This is a genomic window from Pseudomonas sp. GW822-FHT03F08, from assembly GCF_058801265.1.
Genome location: NZ_JBXANC010000002.1, coordinates 171,720 through 198,023, shown reverse-complemented (window position 1 = coordinate 198,023; position 26,304 = coordinate 171,720). Strand labels below are relative to the sequence as shown.

Here is a 26,304-nt window from a genome sequence, read left to right as displayed (position 1 = left end):
CCCGTTTTCACAGCAGCGTGAAAAACTGCGCACGCTTTGCTACTCACTTTTTGTCTGTTTTGATGGAACTGCCGATGGACATCATGGATACCCAACAAGAAAACACCCTCGAAAAGTCACTCAGGCTGGCGGCGGATGAGCCGGCCCATCGACCCGACTTTTTCAAGACACTGTTGAATTCCACTATCTACATTCTTGGTACGACCGACACTGGCGAAGGTCAAGTCAACCTTGAGGCTGGCAGCAACATCAGCATCGCGCATTGGCAAAAGCCCGACGGCACCGCGGTCATCCCGTTTTTTTCTTCGTTGCAAACGCTACAGAAATCCATAGACAGCGAAGAGTCCTACATCGAGATCCCGGCCAGATCGCTGTTTGAAATCACACAGGGCACCCCTCTTTTCCTTAATCCAAAGTCTCCTTACGGGAAAGAGTTCTTCCCGGAGGAAGTGCGCCATTTGCTCGGCGACGAGATCGGCCAAAAGCCGACGCAGCGCACGGTCGAAAAAGACACTCAAGTGCTGCTCGGGCAGCCATCGCAATATCCCGCGAAGATGGTCAACTCGCTCACCCAATTACTCGCCAAACATCACAACGTGAAGCGTGCGTTTCTGGCGTTGATGCATGACGCATCGTCCGATCAAAAGCCTCATCTGATCGTGGGTATCGAAGCGGACGGCGATATTGAACGGGTCATGCTTGAAGCCGGCAACGTTGCCGGGGACACCGCTCCGGATGGCGAACCCGTGGACCTGTACCGCGTTCAAGAAGGTGATCCAGGCCTTGGCGATTACTTCCTCAAGCAAACCACCCCCTTCTATGAACGGAAGTCGGCAGGCTGGCTGCGCTCATTGTTTGGCTTTGGCAAGGCGTGACAGAGCACAACGCCGTGTTAACGGTGCCGAGAAAACTCTGCACCAGCAAAGACAAGTAATCCCATCGATCGAAATTTACCCTGCTTCGTCATACTAAATCTCCCACCGCAAAGCCAATTGCCGAGGAAACCTCATTGCAAGATTCAAAGTATCTGGAAGACCTCCGCTCCCGCTTCAACTCAGGAGAGGCGCTTGAATTTACGTTTTTCTGGGGACACCAGCGAAGCAAGAGCGGCGTTACAGCGTCGTGCTTCAGCCAGTGGTTCGAGGCCGAATTCGCTGTCGACGGGCAACGCTACGCGACTGCCGAGCATTTCATGATGGCCGAGAAGGCCGCCTTGTTCGGCGATCAGGAAGTTCGTGCTCAAGTGCTCCAGGCACCTACACCCAATGCAGCGAAAGCGCTGGGCCGCAACGTGCGTGGATTCAACGAACAGGATTGGCTGCAACACCGATATGCAATTGTCGTCCGGGCCAACCAGGCCAAGTTCTCTCAGAACCCGGAGTTGAATGCATTCCTCAAGGACACCGGTTCGCGCATCATCGTTGAGGCAAGCCCGGTTGATAGCATCTGGGGCATCGGGCTCGCCCAGGACCACGAAAACGCGAGGAACCCCAACCTGTGGCAAGGCCTGAATCTGCTGGGGTTCGCGCTGATGCAGGTCCGCGACGGAAGCTGATTCGTCCACTATCACACTCTAGCGATCCAGTCGCGGTGGTGAACACCGCGACCGATCTAGCGAACAGTCATCATGCGACTTGCGCGACCACCCTCTCATGCTCGCTTTCGTGGACGTAAATCCATGAGTCGTTTCCAGTAGTCGGCCCGTTCCATGATCTGGCCATCCGTGAGCACCACACGAAAATCGTCCGCTGGCAGTCCTCCTGTCCGGGGCCAATGGCGAAGATGGCATACTCCCCCTGAACCTGATCATTTCGGAGACCCCTATGCTTCGCGTGTTTGAACGCAGGCTCGACCCCTTCCCCCCCGACGAGGCGCCGCCACCGCCGGTTGGCCTGATGCGATTTCTGTGGGCCTGCACCCGCGGTGCCCGTGGTTATGTCCTTGCCCTTGCGTTATTGAGCGCCAGTGTGTCGATCTACGAAGCCTGGTTGTTTTCCTTTCTCGGGCAAGTGGTGGACCTGCTCTCGACCTGGCAGGCCGGTGGTGAAGTGAGCGGGCAAGAAAGCCGAGTGCTGTGGGGGATCGCAATCGTGTTGCTCACCAGCATCGGCCTGGTGGCGTTGCGCACGATGGTGCAGCACCAGATTCTGGCGATCAATCTGCCGCTGCGGCTGCGCTGGGACTTCCATCGCCTGATGTTGCGGCAAAGCCTTTCGTTCTTTTCCGATGAGTTCTCCGGCCGAGTCACGACCAAGGTGATGCAGACTGCGCTGGCAGTGCGCGAGGTGCTGTTCACCCTTATCGAAATCGCGCCCGGCATTGGTGTTTACTTTATTGCGATCATCGCGTTGGCCGGTGGCTTTGCCCTGAAACTCATGCTGCCCTTTCTTGCCTGGGTCGCGCTGTTCGGGTTGGCGATGCTGTACTTCGTGCCGCGCCTGGGGCAAGTCGGGCAGGAACAGGCCCATGCACGCTCCTCGATGACGGGGCGTATTTCCGACGCCTACACCAATATCACCACCGTCAAACTGTTCTCGCACTCCAACCGTGAAGCGCATTTCGCACGCGCGGCCATGGAGGATTTCAAGCAGACCGGTTTTCGCCAGATGCGCCTGGTCAGCCAGTTCGAGATCGTCAATCAGGCGCTGGTGGTCGGCTTGATCCTTGGCGCAGGCGGCTATGCCCTCTGGCTCTGGCATCAGGGCCAGGTCGGTGCGGGTGCTGTGGCGGCGATCACCGCCATGGCGCTGCGGATCAATGGCATGTCGCACTGGATCATGTGGCAAATGACATCGCTGTTCGAAAACATCGGCACCGTGCAGGACGGCATGGCGACCCTGACCCGTGGCCCGAAAGTGCAGGATGCGCCGGACGCCGGCCTGCTGGTGCCTTCGGGCGGCGCCGTGACCTTTGACAACGTGCACTTCAACTACAGTGGCGAGCGTCAGGTGCTCGACGGATTGAGTCTGAAGATTCGCGCGGGCGAAAAAATCGGTCTGGTGGGCCGCTCCGGTGCCGGCAAATCCACGCTGATCAATCTGCTGTTGCGGTTCTATGACGTCGACAGCGGTGAGATTCGCATCGACGGGCAGAACATCGCTCAGGTAACGCAAGACAGCTTGCGCAGTGCAATCGGCATGGTGACGCAAGATACGTCCCTGCTGCATCGCTCGATTCGCGACAACATCGCCTATGGCCGCCCGGATGCTACCGATGCACAAGTGCGCAGCGCCGCGATCAATGCCCAGGCCGACGGTTTCATCAGCCAACTGAGTGATCGCCAAGGCCACTCGGGCTATGACACGCTGGTGGGCGAGCGCGGCATCAAGCTATCGGGCGGCCAGCGCCAACGTATCGCCATCGCCCGGGTGATGCTCAAGAACGCTCCGATCCTGCTGCTCGACGAGGCCACCAGTGCTCTGGATTCCGAAGTCGAAGTCGCCATCCAGGAAAGCCTCGATGAAATGATGAAGGGCAAGACCGTCATCGCCATCGCCCATCGGTTGTCGACGATCGCGGCCATGGATCGTCTGATTGTCATGGATGAGGGCCGCATCATCGAACAAGGCACCCACACCGAACTGCTGGAAAGAAACGGCACCTACGCGCGACTCTGGCAGCACCAGAGCGGTGGTTTTCTGGGTGAGGATCAAAGGCTGGATGAGGCGATGGATCGGGCGTGAAAATAGGGACGTGAAAATAGGGACAGATTTATTTTTTCGTCCCCACCAAATCGACAAAGCCCTGATTATTCAGGGCTTTGTCGATTCCGGGCTTCCTGGATATTACAACCAGTTCAACGCCCCGGGCACTTCGAGACTTCGCCATTGGCAGCGCCGCAACGGATGAGATCCCTGACGTCCGGGTTTTTAAAGTAGTCAACGTGCGCGTTCAGGGGAAGCTCGATGATCAGGAGCTTGGGGGTATTCTGCACAAATACGTCCGTCACATCGATCCGTGGCCGCCCTCCCGGCGTAGCCTCAGCGTTGGCGTACCAACTCGGGATATGCCAGGTGAGCAGGTCATTTGTGTCATTGAAAGAGACTATCTGAAGGCCGTCAGTTTGTTTTCCGCTCTTCGTTTCTACGGTTGATTTTAAATCTGCGAGTTCCGAAAGAACATTACCGTACACAGCCGGTCCTGCGTTTTCTTGCGACTGAAACGAGGGAGCATCAAAGTCACTTACAGGAAATAACTGCCAAAAAAAAGGATGTGCAACGCTATCACTGGAGCGGGCTAGTGGCGGAACTTTGGCCAAACCCAGCAACGAAAGCTGATTCGCCATCATGTAGAAGGCAGGCGTATTCGCGATCATGTTTTCGATGAATCCCTGTGCACTGCTGCGTTCGCTGTAGGGAAAAGGGTTGGTCTTGCTGTCTTTTGTCTGGTCCAGAAGCTGGAGGAACATATCGTAAGTCATGCGACTGCCCAGACTGTGGGTCACGAATAAATTCTTGTGCGGTGTTTTTTTACTTTCCTGCGCAGAGGGCCATATACATTTTTTATTCTTGTCCGTAGGCGTGATGGCATGGCAAATCCCCTCTGCAAGCCCTCGCACCATGGTCTGCCCATAGGTTCCGGTATAGAGAATGGCATCGGACAAGTTCCGGTCAAAAACCTGCTCCTTGATTGTTTTGTCGAGCAAAAGCCTTGGTGGCGCCTGTACCGTTGGCGGAATTTTCGGATCGGGGAACTCAATGCATGGCTCGCGTTTTTTATTTGCGAAAACAGACGGCGAGTCATATCCAAGCTGATTGCTTTTCAGCCATCGGGTCAGGGGTGACCAGGTAATTTCAATCGCCTCTACGCTCACTGCGCGGTCCCTGTCAGGCAGCGTCAGAGAGTAATTTCTTTTGAGGACGTTCACCCCTGAGTGCGGGTCTTTTTTTCCCCCCATATAGACGTTCACATTGATGAATTCATCAGATTCGATTCCGCCGGGTACGGGTTTCAATCCCATCGCAGCAGCGTTTTTTTCATTCAACCAGCCGTCAGGACCCAGGGCGTAACCCGGACAGTGATCTCCTACACCATGAACAAAAAACAGCCTCACAGGGGTGTTGTCAGGGAGCAGTTTCTGTAGCGGTTTTATAGTGCCTGGAGAGTTATCGCTGGCATTGTAGATAAGCGGGGTGGACGAACAAGCGGTCAAACTCAAAACGATAGATGCGCATAGCGTGCGGGGGATTTTCATTTTCAGACTCCTTGCCTATGGATGTAGCTATCCACTGATGGGCATTGAAGTCATGCAGATTTGAAGCTGGCGGAGCGCACACAGATGCCCATGTTGAGGTTAGGTGTAAAAACCATGGCTGCAACCTGCGCAAACTCGCACAAGCGTCTTGATGAGTCCGCGTGGTGATGGGTAACCCTTGCCTCAACGACCGGTTGACCGGCCTTTGAGGCAAGGAAGATACGCTGAATGACTCAGGCGCTGCTGGCCGCTACGACTGAGCGACTGACCGGCGCACGTTGATCGCGGATTCCCGAAAGAAAAATCCATGACCACTCAGACAGCGCATCACTGCAGATCACAAGCGGAAGTACGATACGTAAGGCAGGAACGGCGAGCGCTTAACCTGAATAGTGTTCATATCAAACACTTCAAGCAGCGCTTGTGTTTCGCCTGGGAAGTGAGGGCAGTTCAGCTCGTCAAAAACCAGAATCGAACCTTTTGACAGTCGTGGCTTGATCGCTTCCAGTACATCCTTCGTCGGCTTATAAACGTCCATATCGAAAATGGCCATCGAGATGAGCGAGTGAGGATTGTCTTCAAGCCATTGTTTCGAAGTCTCTGAAGCATCACCCTTGATCAGGGTGAACTTCTTCAGGTGATTATTGGGGCTCAGCGACTCTTGAGCCTGGAGCAGCCGCTCCAGCAAATTCTCATAACCATCGTCTACATGAAAGTCGCCTGCTTTGACTTGCGCGCCATCTTTCTCGTCAACTTCGGCAAAACCACTGAAGGTGTCGAAGCCAAAGATATGCCGCGAGTAATTGTAGGGTTCCTTGATAGCCCGAAGATTCAGCAACGTTGCCAGACTGCTGCCGTAATGAACGCCAAACTCGCAGATCGATCCCGCAACAGGGAGCATCTCGTCGTACAGGAGGTTAAGGTTCAGGATTCGCGCCAGCGAAGGTCGTGACAGCGTAGCAACCGAAGGCCAGTTCCAGTATTCCCCTGCGATTGTATGAATCTCGCCATGAATATCCCGCAGTTCCTTGTAGGCATCCGCCTGGCTGGGAGGGGTAAAAAACAGCTGACCGTCTTGAGTTTTCATTTACTTTCCATCAAAAAGTTAAGACCGTTCGAAATGAGTTTGCTTTGAATCAGGTACGCCAGTTTGGAAACCTTGGCGTGGATACTGGATATGTTTTGATCCGGCCTGTGCACGAGCCCCATGCCTCCGATGATAATCGCCTCCAGCGTCAACTCGGCGTTCAATATCCGAGACCAGACATGGCGCGAAGCCTCGTAGCCGACGGTACCGCTCTCATATTCATCCGACGCGGTGAGCAATCTGACGGGAACAGGACCGCCCACGGCCTTGTTCAGAAAACGCTCGAGCTGCCCAAGCAGCAAATCAAAGAGTTCTTCACCTGGGGAGTCATGGAGCTGGCTCGTTTTTATGTCGATTCCGGACACACACTGGGTAAACGGCCCTGGATTCCGGCGCAGAAAGTCTTGCGCAAGATCATAGAGCGACCCGCGATCCCAAGAGGCCGGGTATTGGTACAGCGATTGATTCGCGTAATAGAAGCCCTTGTCGAGTCCCAAGTGTTTAAGGTTCGCCGTGGTGGCGGCCTGATAAGACTTGAATCGGGATTCAATCATCTCGTCCGCACTTTGCTTGTCAAAGGACGGGTAGTTGACAGGGAAACTGTCAGCGATGCCGAACTGGATAAAAAAGTAACGGTTTTCAACCGGGACAGCACTCAAGCATTCATTGAGCGCATCGGTGAGCGCAACCGGATACTCGTGCCAGTTATCGTTGGCATGAATAACCGCATCGGTTTCAGACACGACAGTCACAATCGAATCATATTCCGTGAAATCCGGATTGATGAAGCATCTCAACTCCACCCCGTCGACGTAATAGGCTTCTTCTGTCAGTTCAACCGGATAACGGCCGGTGAGGCGCTCAATCCGCTTGGAGAGTCCATTCGTCTTGAACTTCGGAACAAAGAATGCGGCATCTGCCAAATGCTGCTGAATGAAAAACTCATCCAGATGATCATCATGGCCATGCGAGATAATGACATTAAGTTTATCGGCCGGAAGAGAAAGCAACTTCTCAATCATTGCTGTTCTGGGTGACGGGTTTTGAATCCAGCCGCCAAACGCAGGAGAAACGTACCAGGGATCAGTAAGAAAATAACTGCCCTTCTCTTCCAGAAGCAATGAGGCGTGATTGACGAACTCTATATCCAACTGCCTAACCCTTCATATATTAATTAATCAAACTGTGAGTTAAGCAAAAGAACAACAACCTCAAAAAAACAACCCGTTGCCAGTTTACTGACAGACCACCACTAAACGCAGCCGCTACACCACTTTGTATACATATTCAATGACCTGCTCAAAAAAATAACACACCCGGGCTCAGTACGAAAAGTAGCAACGCGGGCGTCGCAGCGCGCAGATCAGCAAGGTACTCTGGGCCTGTATCGGCCGCCAAACGCGATTCCACACCTGTCCATTCAACAAAAATACTGAGGTCTTTGATGTTGTTTTCAAAAACGTGGCTCGCACTTGCAGGACTGGCGCTTGGCCTGATCGGCCCCCATGCTCAAGCGAAAGAGCCGCTGCTATACACCCTCAGCGCCTCGACGGTATTGCCAGGCGACGGTCACAGTTGGGGCTTCGCGGCACTGGAACCCAAGGGGCCACGCCTGTTCGTGTCCCGCCGGGAAAACGGACTGTCGGTGTTCGACGTCGAACAGCAACGGTTGGTGAAGACCCTCGACAACTCCGCCGGCGCCAACGCCGTCGCCTTCGTGTCTGAGCGCAATCGGGCGTATGTCGCCAACATGGACGGGACGTTGGGGATCGTGGCGCTGGATCGCCTGCAAGTCCTGCAACGGCTGAAGCTCGATTCCGGCAACCTCAACAATCTGCTTTACGACGCCAGCCGTGACCGGTTGATCGTCACCAGTGGCCGGCGCGGTGATCATTCGACGCTGTACCTGATCGACCCGAAAACCGATCGCCTGACGGACGCGGTGGATGTGCCGGCGCAGAAGCTCGACGGCCCCGTCATTCTTGAAAACGGCAACTTCATTGTGCCCATGCGCGATGAAGACCAGGTCGCCGTTCTTTCCGGAAAGAAACTTGAACACCAGCAACTCTGGACATTCAAAGGCTGCAGCAAGCCCAGCGCTCTGGCCGCGGACGAACCGCATCAACGTCTGTTCGTGGCGTGCCGAGGCGGCGCCCCCGTTCTGGTGATCGCAGACCTGAACACGGGCAAGGCCTTCAGCATCCTGCCGATCGGCCGCGCCGTGAACGCACTGGCTTACGATCCCGTGAAAGACCAATTGCTGGTGCCCAGCGGCACCGACGCCAGTCTTGCGATCGTCCAGCGCGACAACCAGGGCCAATACCAACTGCGCGGTACAGTCGGGACGCGGCCGTGGGCCCACAACATGGTGCTGGACACCAAACGCAGTCAGGCCTACCTGTTCACCGCCGACTTCACCCAGCCGGCACCGAGCCGGGAACAGCCCAAGCCCGACCCGGTGTTTCACCCCGGCACCTTCACGGTCCTGACCTTCAAGTCGCAGTAAGCGTCAGGATGCCTCGATGATCCCGGCGGCCTGTGTCTTGTGCCGCCGACGCTCGAACCACAGGTAGACCACCGGCGTGGTGTAGAGCGTCAGGATCTGCGAAACCGCCAGACCACCGACAATCGCGATGCCCAGCGGCTGACGCAACTCTGAGCCAGCGCCATGCCCGAACGCCAGCGGCACGGCCCCGAGCAACGCGGCCAGCGAGGTCATCAGGATCGGCCGCAAACGCAACAGGCACCCTTCCCTCACGGCTTCCCGAGGCGACAGCCCTCGCTGCTGCGCCTGCAAGGTGAAGTCGACGATCATGATCGCGTTCTTCTTGACGATGCCGATCAGCAGAATGATCCCGATCATCCCCAGCACCGACAGATCCTGCCCACAGAGCATCAAGGCCAGCAGCGCGCCGAAACCGGCGGACGGCAAGGTCGAGATGATCGTCAGCGGGTGGATCGCGTTTTCATACAACACCCCGAGCACGATGTAGACCGTCAGGATCGCCGCCAGAATCAGCCACGGCTGCGACTTCAGCGAATCCTGAAACGCCTGGGCGGTGCCCTGGAAACTGCCCACCACCGTGTCGGGTATCGCGACCGCCAGCGACGCCTGATTGATCGCGCTGACCGCTTCGCTCAAGGCGTGCCCCGGCGCAAGGTCGAAGGACAGGGTAATGGCCGGGAACACGCCCTGATGGTTGATGATGATCGGCACCTGCTCGGTCTTGATACTGGCCAGCAGGTTCAGCGGCACCAAGGCTCCGGAACTGGCGCGAACGAACAGATGCTCAAGGGTGGCAGTGGACGTCTGCCAGCTCGGATCGAGTTCGAGAATCACATGGTTCTGATCCAGCTGGGTGAACATCGTCGCGACCTGCCGTTGGCCGAACGCGTCGTACAGCACGTCATCAATCGCTTGAACGGTCACGCCCAGGCGCGCAGCGGTCGGACGGTCGATCACCAGCGTCGATTGGGCGATCGCCTGCTGCTGGTCAGAGGTGACGTGTTGCAGTTGCGGCAAGGTCTTCAGTTTGGCCAGCAGCACCCCGCTCCAGTGATCCAGCTCGACGCTGTCCGGGTCCTGCAAGGTGTACTGATACTGCGTCTTGCTGGCCCGGCCGCCGATCTGGATGTCCTGGTTGGCCTGCATGAACACCTTGACCCCGGACAACCCGTCGAGCGCCGGTTGCAGGCGCCGGATGACCTCGGCCGCACTCGCCGTGCGTTCACTGAACGGCTTGAGGTTGATCATCACCTTGCCCTGACTGACCGTCGGATTCGGGCCGATCCAGAAATACACCCGCGCCACCGCCGGATCCTGGCCGATGATCTCGGCCGCCCGGTTGACCTGCGCACGCATGGCGATCGGCGAAATATCCGCCGCCGCTTCCGCGACACCCTGAATCAGACCGTTGTCCTGCTGCGGGAAGAACCCCTTGGGGATGCCGACATACAGCACCGCCGTGGCTGCCAGCGTGGCAATCGCCACCGCCATGGTGATGCGCTGATGATCGAGCACCCAATCCAGACTGCGTCGATAGCCGTTGTGCAGTCGGTCGAACACGCGCTCGCAGGCCTGGGCAAAGCGCCCCTCCTCCTGATCGGCATGGGGTTTGAGCAGCCACGCGCACAGCATCGGCGTGATGGTCAGGGAGACGATGCCGGACATGATGATCGCCACGCTGACGGTCACTGCAAACTCACGCATCAAGCGCCCGACGATGCCGGACATCAACAGAATCGGCAGGAACACCGCGATCAGCGACACCGTCATCGAAACGATGGTGAATCCCACTTCGCGCAAGCCATCGACCGCCGATTGCAGGCGCGACTTGCCCATTTCCAGGTGCCGGACGATGTTCTCCATCACCACGATGGCATCGTCCACCACAAATCCGACGGCAATCGCCAGGCCCATGATCGACAGGTTGTCGAGGCTGTAACCGAGCAAATACATGACGCCGAACGTGGCCACCAGCGACAGCGGAATGGTCAGGCTGGGAATCAGCGTGGCGGTGGCCTTGCGCAGGAACACGAAGATCACCACGACCACCAGCGCAATCGACAGCAGCAAGGTGAACTGCATGTCATTGACCGACGCTTCGATGGTCTGGGTACGGTCGCCCACCACTTGCACCTGCACGTCACGAGGCAATGAAGCGGTCAGTTCAGGCAACTTGGCCTTGATCGTGGCGATGGTCGACAGCAGGTTGAAACCCGGCTGTTTGTGGATGTCGACAATGACGGTGGGTTCGCTCCCCATTTGCGCGGCTTGCTGAGTGTCCTCAGCCCCGGCGATCACCCGGCCCAGGTCGCCGAGTTTGATCGGCATGCCGTTTTTATAGGCGACGACCTGATCGCGATAGTGCTGCGGATCAAGCAACTGATCAGTCGCGCCAAGGGTGATCGAACGACTCTGGCCATCGAGCGTGCCCTTGGGCTGATCCAGGGTGCTGACGCCAATCACGCTGCGCACATCTTCGAGGGTCAGGCCCCGTGCGGCCAATGCATCGGGGTCGATCTGCACGCGAACCGCCGGTTTCTGCTCGCCATGGAAATCCACCAGGCCGACGCCGGGCATTTGCGACAGGCGCTGAGCGATGTAGTTGTCGGCGTAGCGATCCAGCTCAGGCAGCGTGCGGGTCGGCGACGTCACCGCCAGCGACAGCACGGTGCCTTCGGCCGGGTTGACCTTGTTGAAGGTCGGCGCGCTGGACATGGTCTTGGGCAGGTTCGGGGTGGCGGTGTTGATTGCCGTTTGTACGTCCTGCGCAGCGCCGTCGATGTCCCGCGACAGATCGAATTGCAGCACGACCTGAGTCTTGCCGGCCGCACTCGACGAGGTCATCGAAGTGACTTGCGGCACGGCAGCGAAGGCCCGCTCCAGTGGGGTTGCCACCGACGATGCCATGGTTTCGGCGCTGGCCCCCGAGAGTTTCGCGGTGACCTGAATGGTCGGAAAATCCACCGTCGGCAGCGGCGCCACCGGCAGCTGGAAGTAAGCGAAAGCCCCCAGCAGCATGACGCCCAGCGCCAGCAGGCTCAGCCCCACACGCCGTTGAATCAGTCCGGCCAGCGCATTCATTGGGCAGCCTCCGCCAGATCGGCGGTGGTGTCAGTCTTGACCGGCACAACCTTCAGCCCCGGTGCGACCCGGGACTGCCCCTGCACCACAACGGTTTCGCCCGCATTCAGGCCTTGGCGAATCCACTGCTTGCCGTCCACCACATTGGCGGCGTCCACCAGACGCGGCTGCACCCGCTGCTCGGTATCGACCACGTAGACGAAATTACCCTGACGCCCCAGCTGCACCGCATCGGCCGGGACAACGGCCACATCGCGATGGGTCTGCACCAGCAACCGCGCACTGACCAATTCACCCGGCCAGAGTTTGGCGTCAGCGTTGTCGAACTGCGCCTTGAGCTGGATCTGCCCGCTGGCCGCCGTCACCTGGCTGTCGATGAAACTCAGATGCCCATGAGCAATTTCCTGCTGGCCATCGCGGGTCATCGCGACCACTTGCAAGGCACCTTTGGCATTCTCTTCAAGGATCTCCGCCAGTTCGTCCTGGGACACGGCGAATGCGACGGAGATCGGATTCATCTGGGTGATCGTCACCAGCCCCGTCGCCTCGGCACCGTGGGCAATCGCGCCGACATCCAGCAAACGCTGGCCGGTACGGCCGGTCAGCGGCGCCTTGACCTGAGTGAATTCCAGTTGCAACCGCGCCGCATCCAGTGCCGCCTGATCGGCCTGCACGGTCGCCTGTTGCGCGGCCAGTTGCGCGCGGTAAGTGTCGACGTCCTGAGTCGGGCCAGCCTTGGCAGCGGCGAGTTTGCTCGCGCGGTCGAGATTGACTCTGAGGTTCGCCAGTTGCGCCTGATCCTTCGCCAGCAATGCCTGAGCCTGAGCGACCTGGGCCTGATAGACCCGCGGATCGATCACCGCCAACAGGCTGCCGGCGGTAACGGTCTGCCCTTCGTTGAACAGCACTTTCTGTAACTCGCCGTCCACCCTCACCCGCACATTGACGCTGTTGAGCGCCTGCACGTTGCCGATGGCACTGATCCACACCGGCAGATCCTGACGACTGACCTGGGTCATCTGTACCGGAATCGCGCCGGCATCACTTTTTACCGGAGTGGCCTCAGCCCGTTTGATCCATTGAAAACCGCCAACGGCCACAGCCAGCGAAAGTGCCGCGACGCCCAGGAAAACGGTGCGACGACGTGGGTGCAGGACAGTCATGGGTGAGTCACCTGAGCAGAAGAATTGAGAGCGAGGGCATCAGCGGAAAAGTCGCCGCCCAGAGCGCGGAACAGACCGACAGCCGCTTGCAGGTGTTGCAGGCGCACCTGCAGCAATGTGTCTTCGGCCTGATATTGCGTGCGCTCGACGATCAGCAGCGTCTGGAAGTCCGTGGAGCCGAGGCGATAGCGAACCTGCGCCAGGCGCGCCGCTTCCCGCGCCGAGTCCACCGCCGAGGCGTTCAACGCGTAGCTCTTGTCGAGTTCGCGGGCGGCGCTGATCTGGGTTTCGACGTCTTGCAGGGCCTCAACGATCGACTCGCGATAACTGGCGGTCAGTTCCTTTACGTGGGCCTGATCGAAATGCAGTTGGCCCTTGAGTTGGCCACCGGCAAAAACCGGCTGGCCAAGGGTGCCGATGACGCTCCAGATCTGCCCGCCGGCAAGAGTGTCGATGCCGCCCAGCAGGTCCAGCGACAGATTGGGCAGGAAAGCCGCACGGGCCACGCCGACATCGAAGTTGGCGGATTTCAGCCGCGCTTCAGCAGCCTGGATATCCGGCCGCTGACGCAGCAGACCGATCGGCAGCCCAGTCGCCGGTTGCGGCACTCGCAACGCACCGAGGCCGTCGCCCTGCAAATGAAACCCTTGCGGCGGCGCACCGACCAGCACCGCCAGTTGATACAGCGCTTGATCCCGTTGCTGACGCAGAGGTGGCATCGCTGCTTCGAACGTTTGCATGGCGTTGCGCTGCTGGGCGACCTCAAGATTGGAAACCGCGCCCTGACTGGCCTGGATCTCCACCAGATCGAGCACCTGCCGGGCATCGTCGGCGATCGACTGGGCCAGACGCAGGCGCTCTTCCAGCGACAGCACCTGAAAGTAACTGTCAGCGATGCTCGCGCTCAGACTCATGCGCAGGGTCTGGGCATCGAACGCCGTCGCGTTGGCCAGCGCATCGGCCGAATCGGCGGCGGCGCGCTGCTTGCCCCAGAAATCCACTTCATACGTGGCTTCGGCAAACACACTGCGTTTTTGCGTGGTGCCGTAATTGTTCTGGCGCTGAAAGTTGCCGCCCAGATTCAGCGCCGGGTATTGCCCGGCGCCAGTGACTTGCGCGGAGGCCCGCGCCTCGTCGATACGGCTGATCGCTGCTTTGAGGGTGAAGTTGGAGGCCAGCCCGCGATCGATCAACTGATCCAGCTCGGCGCTGTGAAACTCGCGCCACCATTGCCCACCCGCCGCCGATTGACCGCCGGAAGCCTCGTTCCACTGCTGGGCCAAGGGCAGTTCGGGTTGCCGATATTCAGGCACCATCGAACAGCCGCCGAGCGTCAGAACGCCCAGCAGGATCAGCGTCGCTGATGATTGAAATGCAACGCGCCGTCTGCGCGCCTTCGTCTTTGAAACCGACATGAGCAAGCTGTCTCCCCCGCTTGAGCCTTTGTGGAGCGATCCACGAATGCGGCGAAGATAGCGAGGGGTGCCTGCCAGAGCGTTCCCCGGCAGATAAACTTTTGTTTAGCCTTGCTCGGGCGTCGTCTGGAAGCTGTAGCCGGCACCGGGCACCGTCTTGATCAGCGAATACTCGAAACCGTCATCGAGTTTGCGCCGCAAGCGATGGATGTGTTTGTCGATGACGTTGTTGTTGGGGTCGAATTCGTAATCCCAGGCACTGTCGAGCAACATGTCGCGGGTGACGATCTGGCCGCTGTGGCGCATGAGTTTTTCCAGCAACAGGGCTTCGCGATGCTGCAACGCAATGACCTTGCCCCGACGCACGGCCGTGCGTGTCGCGCAGTCCAGTTGCAATTCACCCACGACCAATTGCCGTGCCGGCCCGGCGACCTGATCACGCCCGCGCAGCAAAGCTTCGAGCCGCGCCAGCACTTCAGCGAAGGCATAAGGTTTGGCCAGGTAATCATCACAACCAGCCTGCAAGCCTTCGACTTTCTGCTCGGTCGATGCCTGGGCACTGAGCATCAGGATCGGCACCCGCACCTGCCGGGCGCGCAAGGCCTTGATCAGGCCGATGCCGTCGAGGCCGGGCAAGCGTCGGTCGACGACCAGCACGTCGTGGATCCCCTCCAGTGCCATGTCCAGACCGCTGTTGCCATCGCTGGCGACATCGACCACATGCCCGCTTTCGCTCAACCCGCGCAGCAGGTAAGCGGCGGTCTGGGCGTCGTCTTCAACCACGAGAATGCGCAAGGCACCTACTCCATCAAGCCAACCTGAACTTTTATTTATCCAGCGGGAACGTGGCGCGACCGCAGGCTTTGCCACACTATGCCATCTCTGCCTGATGATGTGAGTGGTTCAAAAGCCATGACCCATGTTCTGGTCGTCGAGGACGACTTGCCCACCCGCCGCGAAATCGAAGCGGCCCTCACCGACCACGGTTTCACCGTGAGCAGCGTCGACAATGGCCGCGATGGCCTGCTCAAAGCCCTCGGCGAGCCGTTCGACCTGATCGTTCTGGACCGCATGTTGCCCGGTGGCCTCGATGGCCTGGGCGTACTCACCGCGTTGCGGGCCGCCAGTGTGAACACGCCGGTGCTGATTCTCAGCGCCCTGAGTGCGCTCGATGAACGGGTACGCGGCTTGCGTGCGGGCGGCGACGACTACCTGACCAAACCGTTCGAGTTCATCGAATTGACCGCCCGCCTCGATGCCTTGAACCGGCGCCGCGCCGAACCGGTATCCCAGGTTCAGGAAACCCGTTTGCGAGTCGGCAGTCTGGAAGTCGATCTGCTGAGCCGGACCGTCCGACGCGGCGAGCGCACCATCGATCTGGTGCCCCGGGAATACGCGCTGCTCGAACATCTGGTGCGTCATGCCGATCAGGTGGTCACCCGCACCATGCTGTTCGAAGCGGTGTGGAATTACAGCTATGACGAGCGCACCAACGTCATCGAAGTGCACATGAGCCGATTGCGCCGCAAGGTCGACAGTGACGGCGAACCGCCGATGATCCATACCATTCGTGGAGCCGGGTATGTCCTCCGTTCACCTGAGTGAAATCCCGCGCACCATCAGCTTTCGTACCGCGCTGCTTTTTCTCGGGCTGTTCGGCTGTTCGTTTCTGGCGTTGTTCGGTTACGTCTACTGGCAAACCGCGTTCTACCTGAAAACCGAAGCGGACACGGCCCTGTATCGTCAGGTGGAAAACCGCAGTGCACAGCCGCCGGAACTGCAATTGCAGGAGATCCGCAAGCACGCCTTGCAGGACGTCGAAGCGCGCCTGCCCCACAGCCTGTTCGACGCCGACGGCAAATTCATTGCCGGCGTGATAAAGCAACTGCCGCCCTTCTCCGCCTATGACAAGCCGCAGGAATTTCGCTGGCTCAAGTCCAACGGGCATCATCGGCCGGTTCGGTTCATCGTTCATAAACTGGCCGACGGCAAGACCCTGCTGGTCGCCCAGGACGTCCACGACATTCGCGAGTTCGACGAGCTGCTGATCAACGCGCTGATCTCCGGCGGCCTGCTGCTGTTGCTGGTCGGGTTGCTCGGCGCCGTGGTGCTGGGTTATTCGGCGCATCGCCGGCTGGATAAAGTCAGCCGCTCGATCAAAGGCATCATCGAGGGCGACCTGACCGGGCGTTTGCCGGTTCAGGGCAACAACGACGACATCGACCGGCTCGCCTCGGTGGTGAACGGCATGCTCGATGAGCTGGAACGACTGATGAGTGAGGTCAAAGGCGTGTGCGACGACATCGCCCACGACCTGCGCACCCCGCTGACCCGCTTGATCGCTGGCCTTGAACGCACCCAGCGCCGGGGCCTGGATGAAGCGCAATACGCCGCCAGCATCGATGCGGCGCTGACGGAAGCCAAGGCCTTGCTGCTGACCTTCAAGGCTCTGCTGCGGATTTCGGAAATCGAAAACAGCGCCCGGCGCAGTCACTTCGCCCCGCTGGACCTGAACCTGATCAGCGCCGATGCCGCCGAGCTGTATGAGCCATTGGCCGAAGAACGCGGCATCAGCCTGACCATCGAAAACAGTCAGGCCCCCGCGATCATGGCGGGCGATGCACAACTGCTGTTCGACGCCTTGTGCAATCTGCTCGACAACGCCATCAAATTCTCGCCCGACCACAGCCAAGTGCGGTTGAGCGTTATCGCGGATCAGGACAGCGTCGGGATTCGCGTCACCGACAACGGACCCGGCATTCCCCCGGCCGAGCGTGAAGCGGTGTTGCGCCGGTTGTACCGCGCGGAATCCAGCCGCCACACCCCGGGCAACGGGTTGGGATTGAGCATGGTGTCGGCGGTTGCGCGCCTGCATGACATGCGGGTGACGGTGAGCGATGCGGCGCCGGGCTGTCGGATTGACTTGCTGGGCAAGGCAACGCCGGTTATCGACCGGCCTTGAAAAACGGGCGCCTGTGGATGCCGCCAGCAGCGCCTGATACCACTCGGCAGATGCCCTGGAAAACGCCTTGCACGCAGAATAACGCCGACTATGCTCCCAACAGCTGCCCTACTGGCCATTGGCCTTAAGCGGCTGAACCTCCGGTTTTGCTGTCCGGGCCTCGCAACGCTGATTAGCAAGACGCTATGCACCTGACGACGCCATTGCGGTCGCCGCGGTGTTCCCCAGGAGGGAGTCATGCCTGCACCAGGACAATACCTGATCGCAATCGCGGTCTACGATGGCGTGGATCTGCTCGACGTCAGTGTTCCCTACCAGCCATTCAACTGCATGGCTCCGGTTGAATCGCAGCACGATCCCGCCACCTCACCCCGCCCCGTTCAGTTGAATTCCCTTGATGGACCAGCCATTGCCACCGGTGACGGCATGACCATCGTCAGCGTGCTCAAACGCACAGCCCCCTCCTGACAGCGAGCGTGCAGCCAACACTTTTCAAGTTGTTCAGTTGATCAAGGGACACGCGGCCATCGAGGCTGTCGCAGACACGCGCGCAACGACGCAGGGAGCACAACATGGCTTCGCTTCACAGGGTTCTGGCCGGATTGATGATGTGTACAGCCTCCCACGCAGCGCTCGCCGACCTGGCGGCGCAGCCTTTCCTGTCACCGCCCAGGCTTCTTGAAAAGGGCCGGCCCGGCACACTCAAAGCCACCGAACTGGCCGTTGCGCAAACGGGTTGCAATCCGGCGGGCGATATCACCCGCGACGGGCAAACCGTGGAACTCAACCTGCAAGTGCAGAAACGCGAAAACTACATGTACAACCCGGGCAATCCCGATGGTGCCAAGGACAAAGTGATGCTGCGTTCGTATGGCGGCTGTCTGTCGGGGCCGCTCATCGACGTTAGGCCCGGCAACACCCTGCGGGTGCATCTGGACAATCAACTGGATAAAAACGACCCCAGCTGTCCAGGTGGACAGGACCCGGCGAACGGTGACCCCGGCTGCTTCAACACGATCAACCTGCACTATCACGGGATGCACGTTTCGCCAGCGGGCAACAGTGACAACGTGCTATTGAACATCGCGCCGCAAACAAAATTCGAATACGAGATCAACATCCCCACCGATCACCCATCCGGCACTTTCTGGTATCACGCGCACCGGCATGGTTCCACCGCGCTGCAGGTGGCCAGCGGCGCGGCCGGCGCCTTGATTGTGCGCGGCGACCGCCCTTACACCGGCGACAAACAGGGCGACATCGACACCATCCTCAAGGACGCAACCGGGAAGCCGTTTACCGAACAGGTTTTTCTGTTCCAGCAGATTCCCTACGCCTGTTTCAACGACGACGGCACCATCATCACGCAAAAGGATCACACCTGGACGTGCCCCAGCGGCAAGACTGGCGTGGTGGAGAATTTCGACAAGCAGCTCGCTTCGGCCACGGTCTGGGACGAGAGCGGTCGATTCACCAGCATCAACGGCGTGGTGCAACCGACACTGCAAGGCATCGCTGCGGGCGAGATCCAACGCTGGCGCTTTATTCACGGCGGCATCCACGACACCGTGAACCTGCAGATCGTGCCCATGAACACGGCCAGTCCCAAAGCGAGTCTCGCCCTCAAGGGTGTGCTCGGCGGCACGCCAAAGGAACAGGAATCGATCATCGCCGACCTGTGCCCGGTGACGGTGCCCGACTCCAGCAAACCGGTCGAGCTTGTCCCGCAATTCGAAATTGCCGCCGACGGAATCACGCGCACGGCGATCCGCCCCATAGGCGTGAACAAGAAAAGCATCAGCGGCGGCATCGGCAGCAACTTTCTGCAACCCGGCTATCGCAGTGATGTGCTGCTGATGTTCCCCCGTGACGGCACCTACTGCGTGCTGAACCAGGCGGCAACGCCAGCAGAACGCGCCAACGCCGGGCCTCATGGTGGCCCCGGCGGCCAGGGACCGAACGAAACCCAATTGCTGGCGACGGTCATCGTCACTGGTGGAAAAGTCGTCACCGACGACCCGCAGCGTTATATCCAGCAAGCGCTCTACGACGGCAACAAATCAGACTCATCGCTGCCCGCCGAGGCCCTGCAAGGACTGCTGACCGGCAACCTGAAGCCGTGGCGCGGGATGGACGACCTCAAGGATGCCGTGGTCAACGATGACATTCAGAAGGTCGACTTCTTCATCGGCAATCCGCCATTCCCGCCCTCACCTCCTGCGACCCCACCGTCGAAACCGGGAGAACCATGGACGGGCGCGTTCGGTTTTTTCATCAACTACAAATCCTATGACCCGGACCGGGTCGACTTCACCCGCCAGGTCAACACCACCGATGACTGGGTGCTGACCTCCCAGGGCGAACCCCACATCTTTCACATTCACGTCAACCCGTTCCAAGTGATGGATGTGCTGTACGCCAAGCCCGGCGAGAAGCCCAAAAGCATCTACGGCCCCAACGGCGAATGCCTGGTGCCGGCCGACGAACTGGGACTGCAAAACCAGTACTGCGGAATGTGGCATGAATTCAAGGACACCCTTTTCGTGCAGAACGACTATCAGGTGCTGGTGCGCACTCACTACGACCGCTACATCGGTGAGTTCGTCATCCACTGCCACATCCTCGACCACGAAGACGGCGGCATGATGACCAACATCCGGATCGTCCCGGACCTCAATGCCGCCGGCGGCGGCATCGGCATGGCCGGCATGAAGCACGCAGCGAATCAACCGTCGGGCACTCATTCACATTGATGTTGCTGCAAACAGAGCAAGGCTGCTGGGCCCTGGCGCCAGACCCTACGTGATGAGGGCCGGCGCTGACGTTGGGCAGACATCACCTAACAGAAATGGAGCAAAGGATCATGACCGCTTCTCGCCAGGATGTTGCAACACTGGGTTCTGGATGGAACAAGACATTACTGAACTACGCACTGGCCATGCGAGCGCTGGACGCATTGCCGATAATGGATCGCAATAGCTGGAAATTCCTTGGTGCCATCCACGGGTTCGAGCCCCAGACATGGATCGACGAGAACCTCATCACGGCGACTGAGCCGATTCCGACGGATTGGACCAACGACACATTTGGCGCTCAGTGTCAGCATGGCAGCTGGTACTTCCTTTCCTGGCACCGCGCTTATCTGTTTGCGTTCGAGTCGATCGTCGCAGCCAAAGTAAAAGAGCTGACCGGCGACGACTGGGCCCTTCCCTATTGGAACTACCTCAACAGCAATAACCCGCAAGCACGGTATCTGCCAGATGCCTTTGTGGCAAAAACATTGCCCGATGGTAGCCCGAACCCTCTGAACAAATACCCTCGTACCCCCGGGATCACTGAATTGCAGCCGGGTGACGGGGATGGGTTCAGTCTCGATGCGATGGATGAAAACGATTTTGTCGTGGGCAACGACGGAACAATTGGATTCGGTGGCGGAGTCATGGGCGATTTCGCTCATTTCGCCAGAAAAACCGGCGACCTGGAGAGCAATCCCCACAACACGGTTCACCGTCTCATTGGGGGATTCATGGCCGATGCCGATCTGGCGGGCCTCGACCCGATTTTCTGGCTGCATCATTGCAACATCGACCGGCTCTGGGAGGCGTGGATGAACACGCCGGGCAAGACGATGGTTCACAATCCGCTGTGGTCCAATGGCCCGGTAAATCGTAGCTTCATCATGCCAGCTCCCGGCGACAACGCACCTGGAGTAACCTTTACCAGCAAGGACACGTTGAAAGGTGGCAAGTATTATCGGCCCTATGATGATTTGATCACAGGCACGGGTGTAACGCCGGGAGTTCATGCAGTGGCACGGGTCAATATGGGTTCGCCCGGTAACCAAACCGTTCTGCCAATCGGCGCCAACACTTCAGTGGTCAAGGTCGGGGGCACAGCGGTAGACACCCACATCGACCTCGAACCGACGGCCACCGCCAAGAGCGTCGCCACCATGGGCGCGACAGCACCGGGCAAGGAAGTGGCCCGGCTCTATCTTTCCCTGGAGTCAGTGCGCGGCTCCGCGCCATCACCTCTCCTGCAGGTTTACGTCAACCTGCCCGAAGGCGCCGACCCGGCACTCAATCCCGACCGACTGGCCGGCAACCTGACACTCTTCGGACTCAACGTCGCTTCAAGACAGAACGGGCCCCACGCCGGCACCGGGTTGGGCTATACCATCGACATCACCGATCTCGCCCAGCGGCTGACAGACGCCGGAGACTTCGACCTGGATCATCTGCGAGTGACGCTGGTGCCGGGAGAACAGATCTCGGATGCCAAACCCGTGACGGTCGAACGCATCAGCGTTCTCAAGCGAAGTGGTGTCGTGAGCTGAGGGTCGACGTCATGCGACCAGGCCTGGTTCTACGCAGCTTCACCTACGCTCCCTGGCCATTGCTGTTGGCCACGGCGGGGCTCGGCCTGGCGCTGTCCCTTTACAACGATGTGAGTGCCGAAGGCCCGGCCTTCTGTGTGGCGGTAAATGGGCTATCGATCATCACCAGTTGGCCCGCTGCGCTGCAAGCGGAGCTGGCATTGAACCCACTTCACCGAATCCTGGCGGGTTGGTTCCTGATGCTGCTGGCCATGATGCCGCCCCTGTTGGCGATGCCGCTCATGCATGTCTGGCGTTCCAGCCTGCCCAACAGGCGAATACGGGCGTCAGTCATGTTTCTGCTCGGCTACTGCGCGCTATGGATGGCCATCGGCCCGCTTCTGTCGGCCCTGGCGTTGCTGCTGCAGATCACTGCGGGAAAAAGCGCGCTGGTCGTGGCAATCCTCATCGCCCTGCTATGGCGTATGGGGCCGTGGCACCGCGCGGCACTGATTCGTGGCCATCAACCGCGGCGAATCGGTCTGTTCGGCTGGACCGCTGACAGGGACTGTCTGGCCTTCGGCATGACCCACGGCCTGTTTTGCATTGTGTCGTGCTGGGCATGGATGTTGGTGCCGCTGATCAGCGGGGCCTGGCACATTCCGGTGATGCTGCTGGCGGGCGCCATCATGCTGGCTGAACGGCTCACGCCTCCGGGTCCTCGGCGCGGGTACTGGCCGCTGTTTTTTTCTCCTGTTCACCTTTACACCCTCCTCACCAAACCCAACAAGGAGCGTCGTCATGGTTAGGCGTGCATGTCTGGCAATTGGAGTGAGTACTGTAACGACTGTTGCAAACCCGCCTCTGAGTTTCGCATATCTGGACGGCGCCATTTTCGCCGCCCGCTCAATGGGTGAATGGGCCCTGCGCTCGGGTTTCGGTGCTGACAATGTAAGAGTCGTCGACGACGGTGACATCCGCGGCCAAGTGATTCCAGTCACGCGTGAACGGGTACAAAAAGCTGTCGATGAGTTGTTTCCCGCAGGTGCCGACGTCGTTGACCAACTGATCCTGGCATTTTGCGGGCATGGACTGACCGATGCGAATTTCGGTTCGATTTCCTGGCTGTTCAGCGACTCGTTGCAGCTGAAGTACCGAGTCGTGGCTGACTCTTTCTATGCAGAATTACTGCTGCACGGCATCAAGCGCATCACACTCATCAGCGATGCCTGCCGCGAAGCGCCCCAGGGTCTGGAGTTGATGCGGCTTGATGGTGTACGCGGGATCGTAGTCCAGGGCACTCAAGTGGATAGCCCTCGATTCGATCGCCTCGCATCCTGCCAGGACGGACAGCTCGGCTACATGGTCCATGATCCGGCAGCAGCGGCGCCGGGAAAGTGTGTGTTTTCCGGGGTTGTCGCGGATGTGCTCTGGGGGCAGGAGCCGACTGCGATCGAAGACGGGGTGATTACCACCTCGACGCTGGGTAAATGCGTTCGCACGCTCACTACCGAGCGTGCCAGCGAATATCATCTCAAGCTCAATCCTCAATGCCAGGTCGATCCCGAATCGGTGGTGCTTTACGACACGACTATTCCACTGCAAGGCCCTGCCGATCTGCAACCCTGGCCTGCCGGAAACAATGTGGCGAAACTGGGCGCAGAGGCAGCAGTGGGCGTACCGGATTCCGCCGACCACATCCTTGAACGGGTACAGATCGACGGTACTTTCCGGGATCGCATGCTCGGCAAGAATTTCGGGCTCAAACGTTTCAACCTGACGGCTCCGCTCAGTCATGCCATTCCAATACCGGTGGACAGCAAAGAGTTACTGAAGAGCCTGGCTGAACTGCGCGAGGCCGTAGTCCGGATTCCCGGCAAGCAGCAAAAGATCAAGGCGCTGGTTCAACAACTTGAATCCGAAGCCGCCGCCGGAGAGGTTCGAAACCGACTGGAGCAGATCGAACAGATTGGCAGCGCAAACCTGATCGTTTGGGGCAATAAGGTGAAAACCCTGTCCGGCAGTCGGATCAAGCAGCTAGGGATCAAATCCCATTCCATTGAGTTTCACGTTGATCCCGATGCCAACGGCACCCCTGTTCTGGTGGAACTGAGCGACGGGCAGTTTACCCCGGTTGTGCCTTATGACGGTTTGTACTCGGTGGTCACCTCCAGCACCGGAGGAAACGTTTTCCAGGCCTATGGGGTTCAAGGTTCTCCCGATCGGTACCAGGTTGCCTTGCAGGCCATTGACGACTTCGTGGCAGGCCGACTGCAAGTCGACAGTCTTGACCGACTGGCCGCCGACCTGCGGCACGAAAAACATGCCGACCCGATGCTGGGCGTCATCTGCGCCTATCTCTATCGAGCGGTGGCCGACTACGACAACATCCGTCGCATGGCTTACTTCTACGTCACCCAAGGCCAGGCCGTACCCTATGACATCGCCCTGCTCGGGGCGATGCAGGTGTCACGAGACGAACAGGGCAATCTACGGCTGAGTGTGCCAGCGGTGAAGGCACGCGAGTCGCGACAGAACACGCCATCACTCCCTGACTACGCCACCCAGGCAACGCCTGCCGTGGAAGCCCGTATTGGCGGCCGATGCCCATGGCTTGGACTTGGCTGGGATTATGTCAACGATCCTCGGCCGGAATGGGCCGTGCTTGTCGAAGGGCTTGCGGGTCATGCAGCGAATGTTCGCCGCAGCGGCTCGACAGCGTTGCCTCCGGACTCTGCACAACAACTGGCAAAGGACTGGGGCCTGCTGCCGGGTTGATCGGCGGACGGTCACATGTCTCACAACCTCGCTCGATCGGATCACCTCTGACCTGAGAACTGACAGGGCTCAGAGGTGAATCCGTCACCGCCTCAACCCACCGCCCGCAACCATTCCAGCAAATCCGTTTCCAGGCTGCCCGGCTTGGGAGGTGTGGGCGACAGCAAGCAATAATGCGAGCCGTCTTCAACAAACCCGGATGGCGCGACCAATACGCCGCTCTGGATATCGTCGCGAACCAGGTGCCACGGCCCCATGGCCACTCCAAGACCAGCAACCGCTGCCTGAATACTGAAATAGAAGTGTTCGAAGGACTGCATCTGCGTCGCCGGAACCGGCTGCCCTGTTGCGGCGGCCCATTCCTGCCAGGCGGTGGGTCGGCTGCTCGTTTGCAGTAGAGGGGCCGTGGCGCGGAGACATTTGCCGCTTTCATCGAACCATTGGCCGACCCTTTCCGGTCGACAGACAGGCCCGACCTTCTCGGCAAATAACCTCTCGGCGTGGTAACCGGACGGACGGGGAAAATCGTCTCGCCGAATGGCCAGGTCTATCCCCTGCTCAAAGGAAAAGAGACCACCGCCGGCCACCAGATGGATGTCCGGGCCACGATGTTGTGCCTGGAACTCACTCCAGCGCGGGATCAGCCACCGCATCAACAGCGTTGGCTCGCAGGACAGGACCAGCCGCCGCGCACGGCGTGCCTCGCTGCGTATCTCGCGGACGGCATGGTTCATCACCCCAAGCCCTTCACTCACCGCGGTCAGCAGTCGTCTTCCAGCGTCCGTCAGGAAAACCCTTCGCTTGCGCCGCTCGAACAGGTCAACGCCCAGGTCCTCTTCAAGCAGGCGCACGGCCCGGCTGATGGCGCCGGGTGTCAGATGCAGTTCATCAGCCGCACGGGCGAAGTTTTCAAGCCGGCCAGCAGATTCGAAGCAACGCAGCGCCAGCAGAGAAGGCATTCTCGATTCGGATTTCAGTGATTCAAAGTCACCATCTACTTCAGAAATCATCGTTAGTTCCAGCGCACGATATCTGTAAACATGGCTTTCTATCACCAACCACCGCAAGGTTCCACCATGAGCGAATGGATAGCCGTAATCACCATTACATTGCTGGCATGCATCAGCCCCGGGCCGGATTTCGCCATGGTCTCTCGCAACGGCTTGCTGCTCTCTCGACGCGCAGGCGTTCTCACTGCGATGGGCATTGGTCTGGGGGTGCTGGTTCACGTCGGCTATACGCTGCTCGGGCTCGGATGGGTGCTTCAACAAACGCCCTGGTTGTTCAATGCGCTGAAGCTGGCCGGGGCTGGGTATCTCGTCTATCTGGGCATCAAAATGCTTCGCTCAAGGCCCGATGTTCAGCCGCAGGATGCGCCGCCACCTGCCCTGTCGGATCTGGCCGCGCTGCGTACGGGGTTTCTCACGAACGCGCTGAACCCCAAAACCTCGATTTTCATCGTGAGCCTGTTCATGGGTGTCGTCCGGCCGGACACGGGGCTGGCGGTGCAACTGGCCTATGGACTGTTCATCGCCGGGGCGCATGTGGTGTGGTTCAGTCTGGTCGCGCTGTGTTTCTCGGCCGGGAGGGTGCGCGAGAAGCTGATGGCGGCACGACTGTGGATTGACCGAGCGTTTGGCGGCCTGCTCGTGAGCTTCGGGATATTGCTGAGCCTCTCTCAGCGCTCAGGATGATCCAACCGCTACACAGCGATACATAAACCCCCGCTGCACGACACATCCCGGGTACATGCCGATGCAAAAGTGTGGGCCATCGGAACCTTCGTTTCCGACTCCATCACTC

Annotated in this window: 20 protein-coding genes; 12 read left to right on the top strand and 8 right to left on the bottom strand. The window is 59.2% G+C overall.

Annotated elements, in window-relative coordinates; genetic code table 11:
- The first annotated feature begins 74 nt into the window (after positions 1–74).
- The 3 genes from sseB to AC1RME_RS04770 all read left to right on the top strand — a co-directional run bounded on the left by sseB (position 75) and on the right by AC1RME_RS04770 (position 3,683).
- Complete coding sequence (gene sseB, locus AC1RME_RS04780; RefSeq protein WP_096821794.1) at positions 75–875, top strand: enhanced serine sensitivity protein SseB; 801 nt, start codon at positions 75–77, stop codon at positions 873–875.
- A gap of 134 nt (positions 876–1,009) precedes the next feature.
- Positions 1,010–1,555 carry a riboflavin biosynthesis intermediates N-glycosidase gene (gene ybiA / locus AC1RME_RS04775; RefSeq protein ID WP_096821793.1) on the top strand — a complete coding sequence of 182 codons (546 nt, stop codon included), beginning with the start codon at positions 1,010–1,012 and terminating at the stop codon, positions 1,553–1,555.
- Positions 1,556–1,823: 268 nt separating this feature from the next.
- A complete protein-coding gene (locus AC1RME_RS04770) occupies positions 1,824–3,683 on the top strand; it encodes an ABC transporter ATP-binding protein (protein WP_493090602.1) in 1,860 nt (619 codons plus the stop codon).
- 113 nt (positions 3,684–3,796) lie between these two features.
- Here AC1RME_RS04770 and AC1RME_RS04765 read toward each other — a convergent pair whose 3' ends face one another.
- From AC1RME_RS04765 to AC1RME_RS04755, 3 genes are all read right to left on the bottom strand, one after another.
- The gene (locus AC1RME_RS04765) at positions 3,797–5,194 is read right to left on the bottom strand and encodes a hypothetical protein (RefSeq protein ID WP_493090600.1); all 1,398 of its coding nucleotides are present in this window, start codon (positions 5,192–5,194) and stop codon (positions 3,797–3,799) included.
- A 337-nt stretch (positions 5,195–5,531) separates the two neighbouring features.
- Positions 5,532–6,281: a class I SAM-dependent methyltransferase gene (locus AC1RME_RS04760; protein WP_096821790.1), complete on the bottom strand. Its 750-nt coding sequence runs from the start codon at positions 6,279–6,281 to the stop codon at positions 5,532–5,534.
- A complete protein-coding gene (locus AC1RME_RS04755) occupies positions 6,278–7,432 on the bottom strand; it encodes an MBL fold metallo-hydrolase (protein ID WP_493090598.1) in 1,155 nt (384 codons plus the stop codon). Before AC1RME_RS04755 ends, AC1RME_RS04760 begins: the two co-directional genes overlap by 4 nt.
- A gap of 293 nt (positions 7,433–7,725) precedes the next feature.
- On the opposite strand from AC1RME_RS04755, the gene AC1RME_RS04750 reads away from it, so the two are divergent.
- Positions 7,726–8,787 (top strand): YncE family protein, encoded by a 1,062-nt coding sequence (locus AC1RME_RS04750; RefSeq protein WP_493090596.1) that lies wholly within the window; start codon positions 7,726–7,728, stop codon positions 8,785–8,787.
- 3 nt (positions 8,788–8,790) lie between these two features.
- Here AC1RME_RS04750 and AC1RME_RS04745 read toward each other — a convergent pair whose 3' ends face one another.
- From AC1RME_RS04745 to AC1RME_RS04730, 4 genes are all read right to left on the bottom strand, one after another.
- On the bottom strand, positions 8,791–11,868 hold the full coding sequence (locus AC1RME_RS04745; protein ID WP_096821787.1) for an efflux RND transporter permease subunit: 3,078 nt from the start codon (positions 11,866–11,868) through the stop codon (positions 8,791–8,793).
- Positions 11,865–13,031, bottom strand: a complete 1,167-nt coding sequence (locus AC1RME_RS04740) for an efflux RND transporter periplasmic adaptor subunit (protein ID WP_096821786.1) — start codon at positions 13,029–13,031, stop codon at positions 11,865–11,867. The genes AC1RME_RS04745 and AC1RME_RS04740 overlap by 4 nt, the downstream gene beginning before the upstream one ends.
- Entirely contained in the window at positions 13,028–14,446 is a 1,419-nt protein-coding gene (locus AC1RME_RS04735; protein WP_096821785.1) for an efflux transporter outer membrane subunit, read from the bottom strand. Before AC1RME_RS04735 ends, AC1RME_RS04740 begins: the two co-directional genes overlap by 4 nt.
- Before the next feature lie 105 nt (positions 14,447–14,551).
- Positions 14,552–15,241, bottom strand: a complete 690-nt coding sequence (locus tag AC1RME_RS04730) for a response regulator transcription factor (RefSeq protein WP_096821784.1) — start codon at positions 15,239–15,241, stop codon at positions 14,552–14,554.
- A gap of 117 nt (positions 15,242–15,358) precedes the next feature.
- On the opposite strand from AC1RME_RS04730, the gene AC1RME_RS04725 reads away from it, so the two are divergent.
- The 7 genes from AC1RME_RS04725 to AC1RME_RS04695 all read left to right on the top strand — a co-directional run bounded on the left by AC1RME_RS04725 (position 15,359) and on the right by AC1RME_RS04695 (position 24,501).
- Positions 15,359–16,051, top strand: a complete 693-nt coding sequence (locus AC1RME_RS04725; protein ID WP_096821783.1) for a response regulator transcription factor — start codon at positions 15,359–15,361, stop codon at positions 16,049–16,051.
- Positions 16,029–17,408, top strand: coding sequence for a sensor histidine kinase (locus AC1RME_RS04720; protein ID WP_096821782.1), 1,380 nt, complete (start codon positions 16,029–16,031; stop codon positions 17,406–17,408). Before AC1RME_RS04725 ends, AC1RME_RS04720 begins: the two co-directional genes overlap by 23 nt.
- 237 nt (positions 17,409–17,645) lie before the next feature.
- Positions 17,646–17,876 (top strand): type 1 glutamine amidotransferase family protein, encoded by a 231-nt coding sequence (locus tag AC1RME_RS04715; RefSeq protein WP_096821781.1) that lies wholly within the window; start codon positions 17,646–17,648, stop codon positions 17,874–17,876.
- Between the two features lie 104 nt (positions 17,877–17,980).
- Positions 17,981–20,161, top strand: a complete 2,181-nt coding sequence (locus tag AC1RME_RS04710) for a multicopper oxidase family protein (RefSeq protein ID WP_096821780.1) — start codon at positions 17,981–17,983, stop codon at positions 20,159–20,161.
- Positions 20,162–20,271: 110 nt separating this feature from the next.
- Complete coding sequence (locus AC1RME_RS04705) at positions 20,272–21,744, top strand: tyrosinase family protein (protein ID WP_096821779.1); 1,473 nt, start codon at positions 20,272–20,274, stop codon at positions 21,742–21,744.
- A gap of 11 nt (positions 21,745–21,755) precedes the next feature.
- Positions 21,756–22,532, top strand: a complete 777-nt coding sequence (locus AC1RME_RS04700; protein WP_096821778.1) for a copper chaperone — start codon at positions 21,756–21,758, stop codon at positions 22,530–22,532.
- Positions 22,525–24,501, top strand: coding sequence for a caspase family protein (locus AC1RME_RS04695; protein ID WP_096821777.1), 1,977 nt, complete (start codon positions 22,525–22,527; stop codon positions 24,499–24,501). The genes AC1RME_RS04700 and AC1RME_RS04695 overlap by 8 nt, the downstream gene beginning before the upstream one ends.
- A 92-nt stretch (positions 24,502–24,593) precedes the next feature.
- Here AC1RME_RS04695 and AC1RME_RS04690 read toward each other — a convergent pair whose 3' ends face one another.
- Entirely contained in the window at positions 24,594–25,511 is a 918-nt protein-coding gene (locus tag AC1RME_RS04690; RefSeq protein ID WP_096821776.1) for a LysR family transcriptional regulator, read from the bottom strand.
- A gap of 66 nt (positions 25,512–25,577) precedes the next feature.
- Here AC1RME_RS04690 and AC1RME_RS04685 point away from each other — a divergent pair, with 66 nt between their 5' ends.
- A complete protein-coding gene (locus AC1RME_RS04685) occupies positions 25,578–26,195 on the top strand; it encodes a LysE family translocator (RefSeq protein ID WP_096821775.1) in 618 nt (205 codons plus the stop codon).
- The last annotated feature ends 109 nt before the right edge of the window (positions 26,196–26,304 follow it).

What these genes read in the sequence shown, in the direction of transcription:
- sseB (WP_096821794.1), top strand. Translation starts at nt 75, where the DNA reads ATGGACATCATGGATACCCAACAAGAAAACACCCTCGAAAAGTCACTC.
- AC1RME_RS04770 (WP_493090602.1), top strand. Translation starts at nt 1,824, where the DNA reads ATGCTTCGCGTGTTTGAACGCAGGCTCGACCCCTTCCCCCCCGACGAG.
- AC1RME_RS04765 (WP_493090600.1), bottom strand. Translation starts at nt 5,194, where the DNA reads ATGAAAATCCCCCGCACGCTATGCGCATCTATCGTTTTGAGTTTGACC.
- AC1RME_RS04760 (WP_096821790.1), bottom strand. Translation starts at nt 6,281, where the DNA reads ATGAAAACTCAAGACGGTCAGCTGTTTTTTACCCCTCCCAGCCAGGCG.
- AC1RME_RS04750 (WP_493090596.1), top strand. Translation starts at nt 7,726, where the DNA reads ATGTTGTTTTCAAAAACGTGGCTCGCACTTGCAGGACTGGCGCTTGGC.
- AC1RME_RS04745 (WP_096821787.1), bottom strand. Translation starts at nt 11,868, where the DNA reads ATGAATGCGCTGGCCGGACTGATTCAACGGCGTGTGGGGCTGAGCCTG.
- AC1RME_RS04740 (WP_096821786.1), bottom strand. Translation starts at nt 13,031, where the DNA reads ATGACTGTCCTGCACCCACGTCGTCGCACCGTTTTCCTGGGCGTCGCG.
- AC1RME_RS04735 (WP_096821785.1), bottom strand. Translation starts at nt 14,446, where the DNA reads ATGTCGGTTTCAAAGACGAAGGCGCGCAGACGGCGCGTTGCATTTCAA.
- AC1RME_RS04725 (WP_096821783.1), top strand. Translation starts at nt 15,359, where the DNA reads ATGACCCATGTTCTGGTCGTCGAGGACGACTTGCCCACCCGCCGCGAA.
- AC1RME_RS04720 (WP_096821782.1), top strand. Translation starts at nt 16,029, where the DNA reads ATGTCCTCCGTTCACCTGAGTGAAATCCCGCGCACCATCAGCTTTCGT.
- AC1RME_RS04715 (WP_096821781.1), top strand. Translation starts at nt 17,646, where the DNA reads ATGCCTGCACCAGGACAATACCTGATCGCAATCGCGGTCTACGATGGC.
- AC1RME_RS04710 (WP_096821780.1), top strand. Translation starts at nt 17,981, where the DNA reads ATGGCTTCGCTTCACAGGGTTCTGGCCGGATTGATGATGTGTACAGCC.
- AC1RME_RS04705 (WP_096821779.1), top strand. Translation starts at nt 20,272, where the DNA reads ATGACCGCTTCTCGCCAGGATGTTGCAACACTGGGTTCTGGATGGAAC.
- AC1RME_RS04700 (WP_096821778.1), top strand. Translation starts at nt 21,756, where the DNA reads ATGCGACCAGGCCTGGTTCTACGCAGCTTCACCTACGCTCCCTGGCCA.
- AC1RME_RS04695 (WP_096821777.1), top strand. Translation starts at nt 22,525, where the DNA reads ATGGTTAGGCGTGCATGTCTGGCAATTGGAGTGAGTACTGTAACGACT.
- AC1RME_RS04690 (WP_096821776.1), bottom strand. Translation starts at nt 25,511, where the DNA reads ATGATTTCTGAAGTAGATGGTGACTTTGAATCACTGAAATCCGAATCG.
- AC1RME_RS04685 (WP_096821775.1), top strand. Translation starts at nt 25,578, where the DNA reads ATGAGCGAATGGATAGCCGTAATCACCATTACATTGCTGGCATGCATC.